The organism is Rummeliibacillus sp. TYF-LIM-RU47 (assembly GCF_008638315.1).
GTDB classification, from domain to species: Bacteria; Bacillota; Bacilli; order Bacillales_A; family Planococcaceae; genus Rummeliibacillus; species Rummeliibacillus stabekisii.
Genome location: NZ_VVIR01000006.1, coordinates 61,116 through 79,027 on the forward strand (window position 1 = coordinate 61,116; position 17,912 = coordinate 79,027).

16 protein-coding genes and 2 rRNA genes are annotated in these 17,912 nt (G+C 36.9%); 5 read left to right on the forward strand and 13 right to left on the reverse strand.

Going from position 1 to position 17,912, the window contains the following annotated elements; translation table 11 throughout:
• The first annotated feature begins 17 nt into the window (after positions 1-17).
• The 3 genes from F0527_RS17470 (at position 18) to F0527_RS16075 (ending at position 3,869) form a co-directional block, all read left to right on the forward strand.
• The gene (locus F0527_RS17470) at positions 18-293 is read left to right on the forward strand and encodes a CotY/CotZ family spore coat protein (RefSeq protein WP_446739439.1); all 276 of its coding nucleotides are present in this window, start codon (positions 18-20) and stop codon (positions 291-293) included.
• Between the two features lie 366 nt (positions 294-659).
• Positions 660-2,039, forward strand: a complete 1,380-nt coding sequence (locus tag F0527_RS16070; RefSeq protein ID WP_150285599.1) for a YheC/YheD family endospore coat-associated protein — start codon at positions 660-662, stop codon at positions 2,037-2,039.
• 1,434 nt (positions 2,040-3,473) lie between these two features.
• A complete protein-coding gene (locus tag F0527_RS16075; RefSeq protein WP_150285600.1) occupies positions 3,474-3,869 on the forward strand; it encodes a hypothetical protein in 396 nt (131 codons plus the stop codon).
• A gap of 925 nt (positions 3,870-4,794) precedes the next feature.
• Here the strand turns inward: F0527_RS16075 and groL are convergent.
• Positions 4,795-6,426: a chaperonin GroEL gene (gene groL / locus F0527_RS16085; protein ID WP_150285601.1), complete on the reverse strand. Its 1,632-nt coding sequence runs from the start codon at positions 6,424-6,426 to the stop codon at positions 4,795-4,797.
• 51 nt (positions 6,427-6,477) lie between these two features.
• Positions 6,478-6,762 (reverse strand): co-chaperone GroES, encoded by a 285-nt coding sequence (gene groES / locus F0527_RS16090; RefSeq protein ID WP_066790234.1) that lies wholly within the window; start codon positions 6,760-6,762, stop codon positions 6,478-6,480.
• 190 nt (positions 6,763-6,952) lie between these two features.
• Here groES and F0527_RS16095 point away from each other — a divergent pair, with 190 nt between their 5' ends.
• Positions 6,953-7,669, forward strand: coding sequence for a CPBP family intramembrane glutamic endopeptidase (locus tag F0527_RS16095; protein ID WP_223823634.1), 717 nt, complete (start codon positions 6,953-6,955; stop codon positions 7,667-7,669).
• Between the two features lie 117 nt (positions 7,670-7,786).
• Here the strand turns inward: F0527_RS16095 and tatC are convergent, their stop codons facing one another.
• The 4 genes from tatC to F0527_RS16115 form a co-directional block, all read right to left on the reverse strand.
• Positions 7,787-8,542, reverse strand: a complete 756-nt coding sequence (gene tatC / locus F0527_RS16100) for a twin-arginine translocase subunit TatC (RefSeq protein ID WP_066790241.1) — start codon at positions 8,540-8,542, stop codon at positions 7,787-7,789.
• Between the two features lie 17 nt (positions 8,543-8,559).
• Entirely contained in the window at positions 8,560-8,751 is a 192-nt protein-coding gene (locus F0527_RS16105; protein WP_066790243.1) for a twin-arginine translocase TatA/TatE family subunit, read from the reverse strand.
• A 226-nt stretch (positions 8,752-8,977) separates the two neighbouring features.
• Positions 8,978-11,035 (reverse strand): catalase, encoded by a 2,058-nt coding sequence (locus tag F0527_RS16110; protein ID WP_150285602.1) that lies wholly within the window; start codon positions 11,033-11,035, stop codon positions 8,978-8,980.
• Between the two features lie 175 nt (positions 11,036-11,210).
• The gene (locus F0527_RS16115; RefSeq protein WP_066790247.1) at positions 11,211-11,846 is read right to left on the reverse strand and encodes a redox-sensing transcriptional repressor Rex; all 636 of its coding nucleotides are present in this window, start codon (positions 11,844-11,846) and stop codon (positions 11,211-11,213) included.
• 129 nt (positions 11,847-11,975) lie between these two features.
• On the opposite strand from F0527_RS16115, the gene F0527_RS16120 reads away from it, so the two are divergent.
• A complete protein-coding gene (locus F0527_RS16120; protein WP_150285603.1) occupies positions 11,976-13,913 on the forward strand; it encodes an ABC transporter ATP-binding protein in 1,938 nt (645 codons plus the stop codon).
• A 361-nt stretch (positions 13,914-14,274) separates the two neighbouring features.
• Here the strand turns inward: F0527_RS16120 and tsaD are convergent, their stop codons facing one another.
• The 7 genes from tsaD to F0527_RS16155 all read right to left on the reverse strand — a co-directional run.
• On the reverse strand, positions 14,275-15,294 hold the full coding sequence (tsaD, locus tag F0527_RS16125; protein WP_150285604.1) for a tRNA (adenosine(37)-N6)-threonylcarbamoyltransferase complex transferase subunit TsaD: 1,020 nt from the start codon (positions 15,292-15,294) through the stop codon (positions 14,275-14,277).
• Positions 15,294-15,737, reverse strand: coding sequence for a ribosomal protein S18-alanine N-acetyltransferase (gene rimI, locus F0527_RS16130; protein WP_150285614.1), 444 nt, complete (start codon positions 15,735-15,737; stop codon positions 15,294-15,296). Before rimI ends, tsaD begins: the two co-directional genes overlap by 1 nt.
• A complete protein-coding gene (tsaB, locus tag F0527_RS16135) occupies positions 15,734-16,441 on the reverse strand; it encodes a tRNA (adenosine(37)-N6)-threonylcarbamoyltransferase complex dimerization subunit type 1 TsaB (protein ID WP_150285605.1) in 708 nt (235 codons plus the stop codon). The genes rimI and tsaB overlap by 4 nt, the downstream gene beginning before the upstream one ends.
• Positions 16,438-16,890 (reverse strand): tRNA (adenosine(37)-N6)-threonylcarbamoyltransferase complex ATPase subunit type 1 TsaE, encoded by a 453-nt coding sequence (tsaE, locus tag F0527_RS16140; RefSeq protein ID WP_150285606.1) that lies wholly within the window; start codon positions 16,888-16,890, stop codon positions 16,438-16,440. The genes tsaB and tsaE overlap by 4 nt, the downstream gene beginning before the upstream one ends.
• 128 nt (positions 16,891-17,018) lie before the next feature.
• Complete coding sequence (locus F0527_RS16145; protein WP_150285607.1) at positions 17,019-17,504, reverse strand: pyridoxamine 5'-phosphate oxidase family protein; 486 nt, start codon at positions 17,502-17,504, stop codon at positions 17,019-17,021.
• Between the two features lie 141 nt (positions 17,505-17,645).
• A 5S ribosomal RNA gene (rrf, locus tag F0527_RS16150) occupies positions 17,646-17,761 on the reverse strand.
• 63 nt (positions 17,762-17,824) lie between these two features.
• A 23S ribosomal RNA gene (locus F0527_RS16155) occupies positions 17,825-17,912 on the reverse strand; the annotation flags it as partial.

Genomic DNA, 17,912 nt, shown 5'->3' on the forward strand with positions numbered 1-17,912 from the left:
TACCTTTTATGCTTTTAATGAATAACAATCTAAAACCTTTAAAAGCATTCACAAAGTGTACAGTATCCCCTTTTTTTCGATTAGAAAAATTGAATGAGGACACCTGCTGTGCTGAATTATCAATACTTGAAGCCATAGATATGGACGGAATTCCGATTGACTCATGTGACGATTTGTACTCGCTTCGGAAAACTAAAAGCTGCATAATTGTTGATTTAAATTGTTTCTGTGCAATTAATCCGTTTCCACCTAATCTAGTCAATCGACCACTCCCTGAAATTGAACCGAAATAATTAGTTTTTTAATAAATCTCCAAAACCGCAACCATTTTGTAAGAAATGGTTGCAATTTTCACATATAAAAAAGGACAAATCCAACTCATGATGGGACTTTGCCATAGCATTTAAACAATCTATTGGTAAGTGCGCCTTCCCATCATCCTTTCACTATACAAAAATCACTTTGTGAATCGCTGCTCACTATAAATAGTTAATCCCCTTTATTATTAGCAAAATTGCTCCTAGCAAATGCACAAATAAAATAACCTATGTGTTTCTACTGAGTCCATTAGAAACTTTTGAATTTCATTGTACCAAAATAAGAAAAAATCGATCCTGCTTTATACCTTATAAATTAACAATATGAAAGGAAGTACTTGATTGAACAATGTATACAAATTAATTCCTATTAGTGATGGTAGTCCATGCATCATATTACATCCTAAGCAAAGAAAATTACTAGACGCAACAAGGATAAAAACAACTATTCATTTTGGATTTCATAAAACCGAAGTCATATTCAAACAATTAAATACAATAAAAGAAAATGAAATCGGATTATCTAATACTGTCATAGAAAATCTGAGGCTTCCTTTAGAAGTAGATTATGAAATTTCAATCCAAAATGATGAAATTATTATAGGGCCATTTATTGGCGTGATGATAACGAATTCTCACAAAAAACTTAAAAAGAAAGTAAATAAACTAAAACAAATAAAAAAACTTGAACAAATAAAGAAACAATATCGATTAGTTAATGGCGTCGTTTTAGCATTATCGGTGGAAGGTATAGATGAAAATAACTCTAAAGTCCATGGTTTTCTTTACAATCCATCTACTAAAAACTGGGTAGAAGGGACTTTCCCATTTCCATCTGTCATAGTAAAAAGAACAACTATGCCTAGTGACAGTAAGAAATATTTAAAAAAACTTTATGGCCGGCGTTTTTTTCACCTAGCAGGTATTAATAAATGGAAAATGTATCAACGACTTCATAAAAATCCAGATTTACTTCCCTATATTCCTAAAACTTTCTTATACAAGAAGCCCACGGATATTTTAAAGTATCTTAAAGAACTTGGCACCATTTATGTAAAGCCTATCTCGGGATCCTCAGGAAATGGCATTGAAAAATTTATAGCGAAACATAATCAATATCGTGTTAAATTCCGTCTTAATAGAAAAAACGAGACCATCCACTTTTCCTCTGAAACCGAACTACTTGATTATGTGAAATCTAAGTTCAAAAGTAAGAAGTTTATTATACAGCAACAAATAGATATAGAAATAGAGAAAAACCATCCCATTGATTTTCGAATTGCTCTTATAAAAAACCAGAGTGGCCAGTGGGAAGACATAGGGATGGTGGCAAGGAAAGGCAGGAAAGGCAGTGGCGTTAGCAACATCTTAAATGGCGGAAGAATGCAAAATGCGCAATCTTTGCTTTTAACTTTATACAATCTATCTGAAGCTGAGGCATTGAGTATCCGTCAGAAAATGTCTGAAATTGCTATTAAAGCTGCTAGAGAGATTGATAAATATGATACCATATTCAAATCTGGTGTCGATATCGCTCTTGACCGCGATCATCATATTTGGTTAATTGAGCTAAATAATCGTAAACCATATTTAAAGTTTTCGAGAGTTGGGTCTAAAAGTACCATTAAAAAAGCCAGAAAATCAAGAATGCTTTACGCGAAATATTTGGCTGGGTTCCCCAAGGAAAAGAAAGATTCTGAACAGTCAGCTCTACTTTGGTGACAGTTAACACCTCTTTCACACAACTACCTGTTAGTTAATCAAAGTAAAAAAATACTCCCTCTTTACAGAGGGAGTATTTCTACTTGCAGATCACTTTTAACTTAGATACAACACTCAAATATATCAGGGAATTGGGTGCGTAGGAACTTAGGCTAAAAAGCCGTGACAATAATCGCAAAACCTAAGCCACCACATCCTGTGGAAGTTACATTATGCCGTCTGTGAGCAGAAAGTGTGTAATATATAAAACGGTACTTTACTGTTTTACATTTGATTGGGTAGCAAAGTGTTTGCACCTTTTCACAGATTCATTCCTCCTGTGTATTATGTATGCGCAAACACATAGATTACTGCTAGGTTCTTTTTCTGGTGGAGACGAATCTTTTTTATTTATCATGTAGTTTACTAATTCACCGAGATTTTTAAAAATATTTGAACAACTATTAAAATTCATATAATATTTCAAAAAACAGTATATTTCATTTCTATACTTGATGTATCGCTATTGGCATAATTCCATTTGAAGAATCTTTTTTCAGAATACTCTTTGGTAATTTCTTCTGTATTAAAAGAAACATCATCTTAGATTATATTTGAGATAAATTTAATCAGCAAATTAGAAATTGATAAAGAATACGGGGAATTTATTTCATGTTAAAACAATAGCTAAATAGTATATCCGGTTCTCGATATCAAATTACAGAGTAAAGAAACTAATAGTATATTAAAAGAGTATTTTAAAAGAATGCTCTTTTTTGAACTTCAATCACTTTCATACGAATCCCCCACCCTGATTATAAAGAAAAGTCCTCTACTGCAGCATCTACTTCATCTTATGCTACGCAGCCAAAAACTCCATTATAATTTGAGGAATAGAATGATTAAATAACTGTTGATAGCTATATATCATAAGGGTTAATATATGTGATGAAAATGAAGGAGGGAATTAATATCGATATCTTTACGGATTGCAATATTCTAAAGACAACTGGTTGAATACAATTATAGGTAATAATAGACTAGAAACCATAAGTAGCTTATAACTTGCTTATGATTTCTTTTTTATATCTACTTAAACATATGACGATTGTAGAAAAGTTTTTCTCATTTAATTATAACCGATAAGCTACCTCCTATATGTTACATCATTTGGTAAATACAGATTTCCCTTTATATGTACTTGAACTATCATAAAAATATACAGCAAGTCTGTAGTTTTATTTGTTTTTTCTAAATTCATATATATGGATTTTTTATACTTATTTTCTTTTATTCTAAATTAAACATAGAGTTAATAATAAATATAGCTCTTAATATTTGCTATATTAATTACTTAATTGTATAAATATATAAAATTATACAAGTAAATATTTTACTTTATATTATTTTTCTGCTAAAATAGTATTGTACTTATTTAATTGGAGGGATATATAAATGAAGAAGTCTTTATTATTTAGCTTAGCTTTAGCAGGGTCTATTCTATTTGCTTCACCTCACAATATAGCTGAGGCAGCTACTCAACCAAAAGAAGAAACAAATACAGTTATTCAACCATATGGGGCTGGAACATGGGATTATCTTGGAACATGGACATTTTCTAAGAGTATTCGTATACAAAGTGGCGGTGGAGACTTAAAAGTTTGTGCACCAAATGTATCAACTAAAATCAAATTTGGAGTAGACAGTTATACTACTTTAGAAAAACATGCAACAACATCCGGAAGTGGTGATAATTGTGCAGTTTTTAGTGTTGGCCTGCCCGGAGCATATGATATCTTCATGGTTGGTAGTAACCACCCATCATCAGTTACAGTTAAAGTATATGATTAAAGGGCCTTATAAAAGGTTGCCTAGATGGCAACCTTTTATTTTTGCACTTTTTTCCTAAATTTGATTACAGTCTAAACAATTATTAATAAAAGTCCCTATACGTTATATATTCTATTCATTATCCTAGAGAATATGACAATGTAGAACGAAGCACTATTAAATTTTTTTCAGTAGCTTAATCGTTTAAAATATTTCCAACCTAAAATTTAAAAAATTCACAATTGTCAATGTACCTGAACAAGCTTAAATTACCTTTTCACTCTTTATTATCAGATTCCGTCATCTTTAGAAGACACCTTATTTCTTCCATATGTAAGTATCTAAATTATTTTTTCATTTACCATTTAAATAGGTACTAAATTCTTTTGTATGCAGATCAAAATGTTCGAAGTTTAATTATTTCAAACTCCGCCACGGTTTCTTCATAATACATTTTTAATGATATGTTCCCTGGATTATCATCATGATAGATTTGATATCTTAAATCATCTTGAACCGAGATGTCTAAATAAACTGGTTTAAACTAGTCACTTTGATATTGAAAAAGTTTTCCCCACTTGAATAACTTCATTAAAATATTTTTAATCAATTGCATCAAACCAACTAATGCTAAAATATTGATTTGAATATCTTCAAAAGGATATCTTTACTTCCTTTTAATCAGTCACAAATCAAATTCGCATAATTATTTAAAACTGCTTAGTCTGAAGTCTCATAGTACCAGTTGTACAAATTATTGTTAGACTTGGCCATTCAGATGATCAAATCACCAAGAATGTCTATCTCCACGTTACCAAAGAAATGAAAAAAGAAGCTTCCCAAAAGTTTTTACAACTAATGAGAAGCCTCTAAATTATCCTCTATGTTAGCAAATCACTTTCACCTTACATACAAACCCTTATATATCAAGGGATTGACGGCTTTATTACATCATGCCGCCCATGCCGCCCATATCAGGCATTGCAGGTGCTGCTCCAGCTGGTTCTGGAATGTCAGCTACTACTGCTTCTGTTGTTAAGAATAGAGCTGCTACAGATGCTGCATTTTGTAGTGCAGAACGTGTAACTTTAGTTGGGTCTACAATACCTGCATCGATCATGTTTACCCATTCGCCGTTTGCAGCGTTGAAGCCAGTGCCCACTTCTTCACGTTTTAAGCGGTCCACGATAATAGAACCTTCAAGGCCTGCGTTGTCAGCGATTTGACGTACTGGTTCTTCAAGAGCACGTAATACGATTTTCACGCCTGTTTCCACGTCGCCTGCTTCTGCTTGGCCGATTTCAGCTACTTTGTTGTAGACACTTACTAGTGCTACACCACCACCTGCAACGATACCTTCTTCTACTGCTGCACGCGTAGAGTTAAGAGCATCTTCAATGCGAAGTTTGCGTTCTTTCAATTCTGTTTCAGTTGCTGCACCAACTTTGATGACAGCTACGCCGCCAGCAAGTTTAGCAAGGCGTTCTTGTAGTTTTTCTTTATCGAATTCAGAAGTAGATTCTTCGTATTGAGCACGAATTTGACCTACGCGAGCTTCGATTGCGTCAGTTGAACCTGAACCTTCTACGATTGTAGAGTGGTCTTTTGTTACAACTACTTTGCCAGCATGGCCAAGCATTTCAATTGAAGCTTGTTTTAGGTCCAAACCGATATCTTCTGTAATCACTTGTCCGCCAGTTAGGATAGCGATATCTTCTAGCATTGCTTTACGGCGGTCACCGAAGCCAGGAGCTTTCACAGCCACTACATTGAATGTACCGCGAAGTTTGTTCAAGATTAAAGTAGTTAAAGCTTCACCTTCAACATCTTCAGCAATGATTAGTAATGGTTTGCTTTGTTGAACTACTTGTTCTAAAACTGGTAGCACATCTTGAATGCTTGAGATTTTTTTATCTGTAATTAAGATGTATGGGTTGTCTAATACTGCTTCCATTTTATCAGTATCTGTTACCATATAGTGTGATAGGTAGCCACGGTCAAATTGCATACCTTCTACAACATCTAATTCTGTTGTGAAACCTTTAGATTCTTCGATTGTGATAACGCCGTCGTTTCCTACGCGTTCCATTGCTTCTGCGATCAATTCGCCCACTTCATCATCAGCTGAAGAAATAGCTGCTACTTGTGCAATAGCTTCTTTGTTTTCAACTGGTTGAGAAATTGATTGTAATTCAGTAATAGCAGTAGCTACCGCTTTGTCGATCCCTTTGCGGATGCCGACTGGGTTTGCGCCAGCTGTTACGTTTTTCAAGCCTTCACGAATCATAGCTTGAGCTAAAACTGTAGCAGTAGTCGTACCGTCACCAGCGATTTCGTTTGTTTTTGAAGCTACTTCTGAAACCAATTTTGCACCCATGTTTTCATATGGATCTTCTAATTCGATTTCTTTAGCGATTGTTACACCATCATTTGTGATTAATGGTGAACCAAATTTCTTTTCAAGCACGACATTGCGCCCTTTAGGTCCTAATGTTACTTTTACTGCGTTTGCAAGTTTATCTACACCTTTTAACATAGCGCTGCGTGCGTCTTCACTGAAACGAATATCTTTAGCCATTAAAAATTACCTCCTGAAATTTTATCTATTTTTCATTTACGTTTATTATTCTTATTCAACGATTGCTAAAACATCTGATTCGCGAAGAATTAAATAGTCTTTGCCTTCATATTTTACTTCTGTTCCAGAGTATTTAGAGAAAATAATGTTGTCCCCACTCTTTACGTTAAGTGGAACCACTTGACCACCATCTGTTAAGAATCCAGTACCAACTGCAACTACTTTTCCTTCTTGAGGTTTCTCTTTTGCAGAGTCTGGGAGTACGATGCCGAATGCAGTTTTTTCTTCAACTTCGACAACTTCGATAATAATACGATCGCCTAATGGTTTTAACAATTGAAACAACCTCCTAGAATTATGTGTATATACTTAGCTTATTAGCACTCCTCACTATTGAGTGCTAACACAATTATTATATTAATGAATTCCCATTTCATTTGCAAGCGGTAAGCATTAAAAATTTTGTTTTTATTCTCAGTTAATTTACAATAAAGAAAACAGGCAGAAAACAGAAAGGAAATTGAGTTTGAAATCACACAAAACCGCGTTATATATTTTATTGATTTACCTTGCTATGCAGCTCTCTTCTGTCGTTTTCATGCGACCGTTTGCACTGTTCATGAAAAAAAGATATCCAACTATGGGGAAAGAAGAATTGGTCCTCACTATTAATGGGTGGTATATCGTCATAAGTTTTGCAGCAGCTCTTCTATTATCTCTTATTGTGATAGCCTTTAATCGAAACTTCTGGAAAATTTTCAAACAAAAACCCGAATCTATCCCTACATCTATTCTTTGGGGGGTTATTGGATTCTTTCTTGTATTTGTAGGCCAGTGGATCGGCGGCATTATCGAACATAGCTTAGGCATTACTCAGGCATCTGAAAACACAGCAAACCTTACAACGATAGCAGATGCAGCACCTGTTGCTATTTTGGCGCTAGCTATTATCGGTCCTATCCTAGAAGAGTTTGTTTTTCGGCGTGTTATATTTGGCTCGCTCATCCAAACGACGAACTTCTTTATCGCTGCGCTGATCAGCTCGCTTGTATTTGCTGTCATTCACTTTGATTTTACTCACATTATTATCTATGCCATTTCTGGTTTTATATTCGCTTTTCTTTATTATCGTACAAGGCGTATTATTACGTCTATCATTGCCCATATGATGCTAAATGGATTTGTGACCGCTATTCAGCTCTATCAGGAACCCATCGTGAAGTTTTTAGAACAGCATCAGTAAGCTATACTCTCTATTTCTCCAACTATACACAAAACCCTTCTTTTATAAGAAGGGTTTTGTTTCATTTGCATAAAAAAACTGCAATCAAATAGTTTCGTTTGATTACAGTTTATTCTACTATTGTTGTTGCATTTCTATTTGTCTTTGCTGTTCTGCTCTAATATATTTTCGATAACCTACTCGAGAAATCATAATACTAATCTCATACAGTATACATAGAGGAATAGACACGATAAAAAGCGACAGAACATCTGTTGGCGTAATAATATCTGCAACGACCAACAAGATGAAATAGGCATACTTCCTGAACTTGCTGAGCATTTGAGGTGTAATAATACCAAGCCGCGTTAAAAACAATACGACCATAGGCAACTCAAATACGATACCGAAAGGCAGCGTCAGCTGGAGTAAAAATTGGAAGTACTCATTAATGCCGATCGTTTGTTGAATATCCATTTCCGTAGACATCTCTGTCATGAAATGAATCATATAAGGGAATAAAACCTCATATGAAAACATAACGCCGAGCACAAATAAGAAAACAATGTATGGGATATACCGTAATGTCGCTTTACGCTCTTTTGGAAACAATCCAGGCGTAATAAAGGCCCATAGTTGATATAAAATAACAGGCGATGTCATAACAATCGATAATACAAAAATCACTTGGAAATAAATATTGACGGGATCCGTCACTTTAAATGAATGCAACTGCAAAGTCTTTGCTTCATTACTAAATTGCAAAAAGTGGATCAGTGGCTGTGCTAGAAAGAAACTACCAATCACTGCAACCACAAAGAAAACGGCAACAATCATCAGCCGTTTTCTTAATTCTTCTATATGTTCGACAATAGTTAGTTCTGTGTTATTCATTTACTAAACATCCTAACTTATTTATCTTCAATCTTTTTTGTTTCAGATACTTTATTCGGCTCATCATCATCAGCTAAACCTTTTGTAGCATGCTTAAATTCACGGAGAGTAGAACCCATTGCTTTACCAAGCTCTGGTAGTTTCTTCGGTCCGAAAATTAGTATGGCAACGACTCCTAAAATTACTGCAGTTCCAGCACTAATTCCCATTACAGACACCTCCTCATATACTTGCTCCTATTTTAACGTAAAAATAGGCTTTTGGCTATTCTATTCACGATTTTATTGTGAAATATTTACCTACAATTTCCCTACTCTACTTAGATTGAATATATTATATTTGCTACAAAAGAGTATTCTTTGCATACATAATAAAAAAACTGGCTAAACAGCTAGCCAGTAATTAAGTGAAACATATCCTATTTGCTCTTCTTCCTTACGTTCTGCTCCAGAAACGTTGTTGAGTAATTGCATTCAAGAAATCTTGATTAAAGTTTGGATTATTAGCTGCAAAAACTACGCCCTCTAAATTATTGTTTTGCGATTGTTGGATGAATGACTGTCCGCCTGTACCTACGCCAATCGGTTTATAATGCTTATACGCATTGTGTACGAAGTCAGACACATCTTGCATAAACTTCGCTGGATATTTCGAAGTTCCCCCGACTACATAAAGAGCATCAACCAAATACGGGCTTCCTGTAATGAAGGTTTGGTTAACTTTGATTTGCGCTCCGTCTGTTCCAGTCACATTTCCAAGTCTTTCGCTTATAATATCAATGAAAACACCATTGCTCTCTAAGAAGTTAAGAACTTGCATTACCTCTTGGCCATTGAATCCTTCACCAATTAGCACGCCCACCTTTTGCGTGTAAGGATATTTAGGCGTTGTCGATTGGCTGAGGGATGCATAGCTAGTATTGACAGGCACATTGTCACCGCTCGGCTGTCTTACACCGATATTATCCGCGATGATGCAAGCTAATTCTTTGTCTACATTTACTATTAAATCGACATTTTGCTGACGAACTGATTCGCTCTTTACTTTTCCAAGCTGATAGCTGAATCCTTCAATAGTGTGTTGCTTTTCAATTGGCGTCAAGCTGTTCCAGAAAATACGTACTTGTGAGAAGTAATCGTTAAACGACTTGCTTCTTCCACGGATAACATGCCCTTCTACTTTTTTCGGGTAATGTACATAACCACCTTCTTCAGGTGTGGATGTATGCGGTGTATTATCCATTAATGAGTTATTGTGATAGTTTACTTGGTCCACATCTATTCTCATTCTCATAAAGCCCCTGCGCGTATTATTGTGGAAAGGACAGAGCGGTTTATTTACCGGTAATTCAAGATAGTTAGCACTGCCAAGGCGATGTTGCTGTGTATCTCGATAAGCAATTAATCTTCCTTGTAAAACAGGATCATTTGAGAAACCGATACCCGGCACTACGTTTGCAGGATTGAATGCGATTTGCTCCATTTCTGAGAAGTAATTATCAATATTACGATTAAGGGTCATTTTACCAATTAGTTGAACTGGCACTAGCTCTTCAGGCCAGAATTTAGCAGGATCCAACACATCGAAGTCAAATTTGAATTCATCCTCCATCGGAATTAGCTGAACGCCTAGTTCATACTCAGGGAACGCACCCTTATCAATAGCTTCGCGTAAATCTTTTCGATGGAAGTCTGGGTCAATACCACCAATTTTTAATGCTTCATCTTGAAGTAGAGAATGAACGCCTAGAACCGGTTTCCAAACAAATCTTACAAAAGTTGCGACGCCAGCTTTGTTGACGAATAAGTAAGTATTAATCGACCAAGACTCCATCACTCGATAATTCTTTATTATTCCGCGGTCAGACATAATCCATGTTACCATGTGAAGTGCTTCGGGATTATTCGCTACATAATCCCAGAAACGATCATGCGCACCTGTTGCTGTTGGGATTCCATCATCCTGTTTATTTTGATAAGCATGCATGGCATCCGGGAATTTCATCGGATCTTGGTTAATTAACACAGGCATAGCGATAGTCGTTAAATCGTAGTTGCCCTCTTCTGTATAAAATTTTACGCCTAAGCAGCGTAAATCACGCGCTGTATCATAGGAGCCTTTCGGGCCTTGGACAGTAGAAAAACGCACAGCTAAAGGCGTCTTCTTTCCAGGTTCTTGGAAAAGGCAAGCCTCTGTCACGTGCTCCATCGATTGATAACATTCAAACTCCCCATAGGCACCATAGCCCCTTGCATGCACAACTCGTTCTGGAATTTCCTCATGGTTAAAGTGCGACATTTTTTCGAGAAACCAATAATCCTCATGTAAGGAAGGACCCCTGACTCCTGCTTTTAGTGTTTCCGAGTCATTGGATATTTTTCGGCCTTCTTGGGTTGTTAACGGCTTTCCATCATTACTTTTACGATATTGATCTAATTGCTCTTGCTTTGCATCCTTTTTAACAGACTTTTTGTTTTGCGAGTACTTATCCATCTAATCACCTAACCTATCTTATAAATGTCTAACGTTATAACCATATGCATTTTTTTATCCCAATATACATTTCATTTCAAGTTTGAATATAAAAAGAATCCTTTTTTCGACAAAAAAGTGGCGCACAAGTTGGTTGACTTGTGCGCCACTTTTATCTATTTGTATAGAAGTTAATCTATCTTTCGTCATTACGCATGAAATAGCTTAATGTCTGTAGTTCTACTGTCAAATCGATTGTATGTACACGTACATCATCAGGAACATGCAATGTGACAGGAGCGAAATTTAAGATGCCTTTTACCCCCATCGCGACAAGCCTATCGGCCATTTGCTGTGCAGAACGGGCGGGTATCGTCAAAACAGGCAACTCCGCTTTGTATTCTAAAAATTTTTCTTCTAATAATTCTGGCGGAAAAACAGGGATATCATTGATATACTTACCTTCTTTTGTTCCGCTTGTATCAAATGCTGCAACAATTTTCATATTATGGTTCTTTTGAAAATTATATTTTAACAAAGCACTGCCAAGATTCCCTACTCCAATAATGGCTACATTCATACGTTCATCCTGATCTAATACACTACGAAAGACCGTTAATAAATATTGCACTTCATAGCCGTACCCTTTTTTGCCGAGTGCTCCAAAATAGGAAAAATCACGGCGAATTGTTGCAGAGTCAATGTTCATCGCTTCACTTAATTCTTTGGAAGAGATTCTTTCTTGCCCATCCTCTGCAAACTTTAAGATAAAGCGATAATAGAGAGGCAGTCTTTTGGTTGTAGCTTGTGGAATTTTACTTGTGGACTTCACGCTTTTTCCTCCTGCTAGCAAATCAAAATCCCTTCAATAGTACATGATAATTAGCTTTTTTGCAAAGTAATCCTCGTTGCATACCCTTCCGACTTCCTATAAACTAGGAGTGAACTGAGGTGTAAATATATGATCGTTTTACAGGTCAATCAATTATATAAATCTTATATGGGTGATGAAATTTTAAGCGGTGTTAAATTAGAAGTGCAGCATCGTGACCGCGTTGCCCTCGTTGGAAGAAATGGCGCGGGAAAATCCACCCTTTTAAAAATTATCGCAGGCAAACTTTCATATGATTCTGGCGAAATCATTAAACCGAAGGATATTCGGCTAGGGTATTTAGACCAACATGCCGGATTAGAATCGACCCTATCTATTTGGGAAGAAATGATGGCGATTTTTGAACCATTGAAAAAGCTGGAACAAACGATTCGTACTCTAGAACTGAAAATGGCTGATCCTGAGGTCTATGAAAATCCTGATCAATATGCAAAGGTCATGACAGAATATGATCAATTGCAGCATGATTTCAAAGAAAGAGGCGGCTATCAATATGAAGCTGATACACGTTCTATTCTGCACGGCATGCAGTTCTATCCTGACAGCTATGATCAAAAAATATCTGAGCTATCTGGAGGGCAACGTACACGTCTCGCCCTTGCAAAACTATTATTAAGCAAGCCCGATCTGTTGATTTTGGACGAGCCAACCAACCATTTAGATATCGAGACACTAAACTGGCTCGAAACCTTCTTAAAGAGTTATGATGGAGCGATTTTAATTGTATCCCATGACCGTTATTTCCTCGATCAAATCGTTTCAATCGTTTATGAAGTATCACGCCACCATGTCAACAAATTTACTGGAAACTACAGTAATTACCTGGACCAAAAGGCAAAAAACTATGAACGTGACCGCAAGCTGTATGAAAAGCAACAAGGCGAAAAGGCAAAGCTAGAAGACTTTATTCAAAAAAATATTGTACGAGCCTCTACAACAAAGCTCGCACAAAGCAGGCGCAAGATACTTGAAAAAACAGAGTGGATGGATTCTCCAGAAGGAGATGAAAAATCTGCTACTTTCTCATTTGAGATTGAACGCCAAAGCGGCAATGATGTGTTGCAGGTGAATGACTTAACAATAGGCTATGAAGGAATTCCTGTCTCTCAAAATATCCAGCTGCATGTTTACCGTACAGATCGGATCTCTTTAGTCGGCCCGAATGGCGTGGGAAAATCGACATTATTAAAGACACTTATAAAAGATGAATCACCGCTTTCTGGAACAATCTATTTCGGCACCAATGTTCAGATCGGCTACTATGATCAGGAACTCGCAAAACTAGATAGTAATAAATCGATATTAAAAGAACTATGGGATGAATGGCCTTTAATGAATGAAAAGGACATTCGGACAGTTTTAGGCCGCTTCCTCTTCTCAGGAGAAGATGTAGATAAAATTGTTCGTGATTTATCAGGCGGTGAAAAGGCAAGGCTTGCTCTGGCAAAACTAATGCTCCAAAAGGCAAACTTCCTCATTCTTGATGAACCGACTAACCACCTTGATTTGGACAGCAAAGAGGTATTGGAAAATGCATTAGTAGATTATCCTGGCACATTGCTATTTGTTTCGCATGACCGTTACTTTATCAATCGTATCTCTACTAAAGTAGTTGAACTTTCGCATGATGGGACAACTGAATATCTTGGCGACTACGACTATTACGTTGAAAAGAAGCATGAGCTTGAAGAAATAGCTGCCGAAAAACAGGCTGCAATGCAAAAGCCAATCGAAATAGTCGATCAAAAACAAAAAACAACGCAAATTGATAAAGAAGCGAAGAAAAAGATTCGAAAAGTAAGCAGGCGTATAGAAGAGATTGAACAACAGCTAAGTACGCTCGACCAGCAAATAGAAGGCATTGAGAAGATGCTTTGTGACCCTGAAATCTTCCAGAACCATGAAAAAGTACTGGAATTGCAAACACAATTAGATGATTTAAAAGAGCAGCATGAAGTATTCGAATTAGAGTGGCTTGAATTAAATGAAGAGCTTGAGAAGCTGTGAATAACTAGTAGTTATAAAAAGGAGCTGTCGAATGATTAATCATTTGATAGCTCCTTTTGTCGTAACAACACATATATTGTCTATATATTGGTCAATAGCTAATTTTCCAACTATTTTTTTCCACAAATTTATTCACATAAACAATCCTTATTTTTCAATGGTTCAAAATAGTTTTCCACATTATCCACAGATTTTACTCTAGTTATACACATAAAAATGTGTATAAACTGCTACTATATCTAGTTATTACACATTTAATCCACAAACTGTCCACAGTTTGTGGATTATTTTAGAATTTTCACACTTTTTATTACAAAAAGGACTTTCATTTTTACATGAAAGTCCTTTTCTGTGTATAACTTTAATTATTCCAGGACAATAACTCTAATCCAGGTCGGCCATTTAACGTTAAATCGCTTCTTTTCCCCGCTTTAAACATAGAAGTCCCTGCAGCTGCTATCATAGCAGCGTTATCTGTACATAATTTTAACGGTGGCACATAAAAAGGTATATCCTCTTTGTTAAAGGTTGCAGTTAGTGCATCTCTTAAGCCTTTATTGGCTGATACACCTCCAGCAGCTATCACTTGTTTCACATTGTACTGCCGTGCAGCTCTCAAGGTTTTGGCTGTCAATACCTCCACAACACTATCCTGGAACCCCTTTGCCACATGCATTGGATTAATAGCCTCTCCTCGTTGGTCTGCGTTATGTTTATAATTAATAACAGCAGATTTTAATCCGCTGAAGCTAAAGTCATATGAATCTGGCTCAAGCCATACGCGAGGGAAATCGACTTCACCATCGCTTTCATGTGCTAATCGATCAATCTGCGGACCGCCTGGATACGGAATGTTCAATACCCTTGCCACTTTATCATAAGCTTCGCCTGCCGCGTCATCACGCGTCTCACCAATTAATTCAAAATTGCCGTCTTCCTTCATCAACACCAATTCAGTATGGCCTCCGGAAACGACCAGAGCTAATAGTGGAAATTCCATAGGCTGTACTAGTGCATTGGCATAAATATGACCCGCAATATGATGTACGCCAATAAGGGGTAAACCATGTGCAAAGGAAAATGCTTTTGCCGCATTGATGCCAATTAATAAAGCGCCTACTAAGCCAGGACCTTCTGTCACGCAGACAGCATTTAAATCAGCAGGTTGTATATTCGCCTGCTTTAACGCTTCTTCAATAACGACAGTAATCTGCTCTACGTGATGCCTAGAAGCGATTTCTGGCACGACGCCTCCAAATCGTTTGTGACTTTCAATTTGTGAGGCTACCACATTTGAGACAATCTCAGTTCCATTCTTCACTACAGATGCGGCTGTTTCGTCACAGCTGCTTTCAATTCCTAATATATATATGTTCTCCATTATAAATTCACCCACATCACAAGAGCATCCTCTTGATTATCAGTATAGTACCCTTTTCTTATACCGCCTGCTTGAAATCCAAGTTTTCGGTACAAGTTTTGAGCAACCGTATTGGAAACCCTCACTTCAAGGCTCATGATGACAACGCCTCTTTCTTTCGCTGTCATTATTGCTTTACGCATAAGTCCTTCTCCAATACCTCTGCCTCGGCCTTCCGGAAGGACCGCAACATTTGTAATTTGGCTTTCATCAAGTACAATCCACATACCACAAAAGCCTATAAGCTTCCCTGTCTCTTCTACAGCAACTATATATGTGGCTTGTGTATTACGAGTCATTTCTTGATAAAAAGCCTCTACTGTCCATGGTGTAGGAAAAGAGGCTTCCTCTATCGCATGGACTGCTTCTACATCTTCAACTGTCATCTCTCTATAAGTAATCATCGTTTTTGTTCCTTCTGTTCTTTCAACCAATTGGCTTCTGCTTCTACCAGTCGGCAATAAGTTGGCACAAAATGATGTGTGTCTTCCACTGCCGGTAATTCTTCCTGCTCCGCTAGATAAATGAGTTGCCCTGCACTAGGTAAATCAAACGTATATGGAGCGCGCGTAGCAAGCTCTCCTAATTGTTGTTTAATCTGTTGCCAGAAAACATCTACATCTTGCCCGATAAAAAGGACAGGTTGACCAATTTCTTTTAATTTCTCTAAAAGAGAAGCCATGCTATAATGCCCATCATCAATAACCGATTCTAATTGATGAGCGGAATTGTATACACCGCCATACACATTTTCACGTCTTGCATCAATGACTGAGCATACAAGGCCTTGATATATACCGGCATTTGCGGCTAATACTTTTAAGCTGGATACACCAGCCAACGGAATTTGAAGCGTCCATGCTAATGTTTTAGCTACGGTTACGCCAATCCTGACCCCCGTATAAGAGCCAGGCCCTTGGCTAACTGCAATCGCATCTATATCGCTTGGTGAAAGGCCTGCTTTTTTGATAATATCTTCAATAGCCGGCATCACACTAGCTGAATGATTTATTTTCATATTTCTAGCTTCCGCCGCTACAATTTTTCCATCCTTCACAATAGCTACTGCCAAGGGTGAATTTGCTGTATCTATTCCTAACCAAATCACTTTTTTAACTCCTCACACAATAGTTCATACCGTTTCCCAAAAGGTATTAATATAAACTTTCTTTTATTATCGTCAATCCGCTTAATCTCAATGGCTAAACGATCAGCAGGTAAATCTGTTTCTATTAGATGAGCCCATTCAATAATCGAAACGGCATCACCATAGAATAATTCATCATATCCTAAATCTTCTTCGCCGTCCGCAAGCCGATATACGTCAAGATGATTAAGAGGTAATCTACCTTCATATTGTTTCATAATCGTAAATGTAGGGCTGTTAACTGTTCGCGTAATGCCTAAACCCTTGGCGATACCTTGTGTAAAGGTTGTTTTCCCTGCACCTAAATCTCCCTCTAAAGTGAGTACATCACCTGATTCTAATAAATCGGCCAATTTCATAGCCAACTCTGTGGTCTCTTCTAAAGAAGCAACCATGATTTCCATCGTCATAAGACTCGTCCTCTCACATTCTCATTACTCCTAGTTTACCTAAATCTCCTGAAATGTTCAAACTGCCACATTTTCATGCTATATAAAAAACTATCTTCAATTAAAAAATTGAAGATAGTTTTTAAATATTAATCGAGCTCAATTGTATTATTCATTTTGTTGGCGTCATCATCATTGCCTCTCATCTTCTTATAAAGATGAACCATGCTTTTCATCATATTGCCTGTTTCCCAATACTCTGCTGACTCTGCCTCCACTTTGATTAAAATCAAATTAGGATCGTCATAGCTCGTATTTAAAAGCTTTTCATAAGCTGCACTCCATAATTCTTTTTTCTTGTTTACATCATCTACGATAATGGCTTTACCTCGTACAGAGACATAGTATTTACCAGCATAAGATACATTTACGTCTGCTTCTTTTTTAATTTCATCATACTTTTCGGTTTCCTTTTTCGTGAAGAACCATAAATCCCCATCAAACTCGACTTCTTGAGTCTTCATCGGACGAGATACTAATCCGTCTTGTGAAATTGTTGTCAGCATAGCTGTTTCTACGTCTTTAATGAGCTCTCTTACTTTTTCAACCTCATTTGCATCATAATTGTTATTCATTAACTTCACCCCATTTTTTAGTTACTTTAGTTTACCCTGTTTTTCTGAAGGCTAATCAATGAATGAGGCTCGTTAATTTTATATAAATGGTATAGAAAACAATATAAAAAAACACAGCTGAAATATCAGCTGTGTTTGATTGCGAAGCGACGTCCTACTCTCACAGGGGGAAGCCCCCAACTACCATCGGCGCAAAAGAGCTTAACTTCCGTGTTCGGCATGGGAACGGGTGTGACCTCTTTGCCATCATCACTCCACATATATGTAGAGATTTTGTTCTCTCAAAACTGGATAAACGTGAATTGAAGGTTCTTAAGAATTTGGTTAAGTCCTCGATCGATTAGTATTCGTCAGCTCCATGTGTCGCCACACTTCCACCTCGAACCTATCTACCTCATCGTCTTTGAG

Coding starts and splice junctions, on each gene's coding strand:
- F0527_RS17470 (WP_446739439.1), top strand. CDS start 18: ATGAATAACAATCTAAAACCTTTAAAAGCATTCACAAAGTGTACAGTA.
- F0527_RS16075 (WP_150285600.1), top strand. CDS start 3,474: ATGAAGAAGTCTTTATTATTTAGCTTAGCTTTAGCAGGGTCTATTCTA.
- groL (WP_150285601.1), bottom strand. CDS start 6,426: ATGGCTAAAGATATTCGTTTCAGTGAAGACGCACGCAGCGCTATGTTA.
- tatC (WP_066790241.1), bottom strand. CDS start 8,542: ATGAATAACACAGAACTAACTATTGTCGAACATATAGAAGAATTAAGA.
- F0527_RS16105 (WP_066790243.1), bottom strand. CDS start 8,751: ATGGGAATTAGTGCTGGAACTGCAGTAATTTTAGGAGTCGTTGCCATA.
- F0527_RS16110 (WP_150285602.1), bottom strand. CDS start 11,035: ATGGATAAGTACTCGCAAAACAAAAAGTCTGTTAAAAAGGATGCAAAG.
- F0527_RS16120 (WP_150285603.1), top strand. CDS start 11,976: ATGATCGTTTTACAGGTCAATCAATTATATAAATCTTATATGGGTGAT.
- tsaD (WP_150285604.1), bottom strand. CDS start 15,294: ATGGAGAACATATATATATTAGGAATTGAAAGCAGCTGTGACGAAACA.
- rimI (WP_150285614.1), bottom strand. CDS start 15,737: ATGATTACTTATAGAGAGATGACAGTTGAAGATGTAGAAGCAGTCCAT.
- tsaE (WP_150285606.1), bottom strand. CDS start 16,890: ATGACGATGGAAATCATGGTTGCTTCTTTAGAAGAGACCACAGAGTTG.
- F0527_RS16145 (WP_150285607.1), bottom strand. CDS start 17,504: ATGAATAACAATTATGATGCAAATGAGGTTGAAAAAGTAAGAGAGCTC.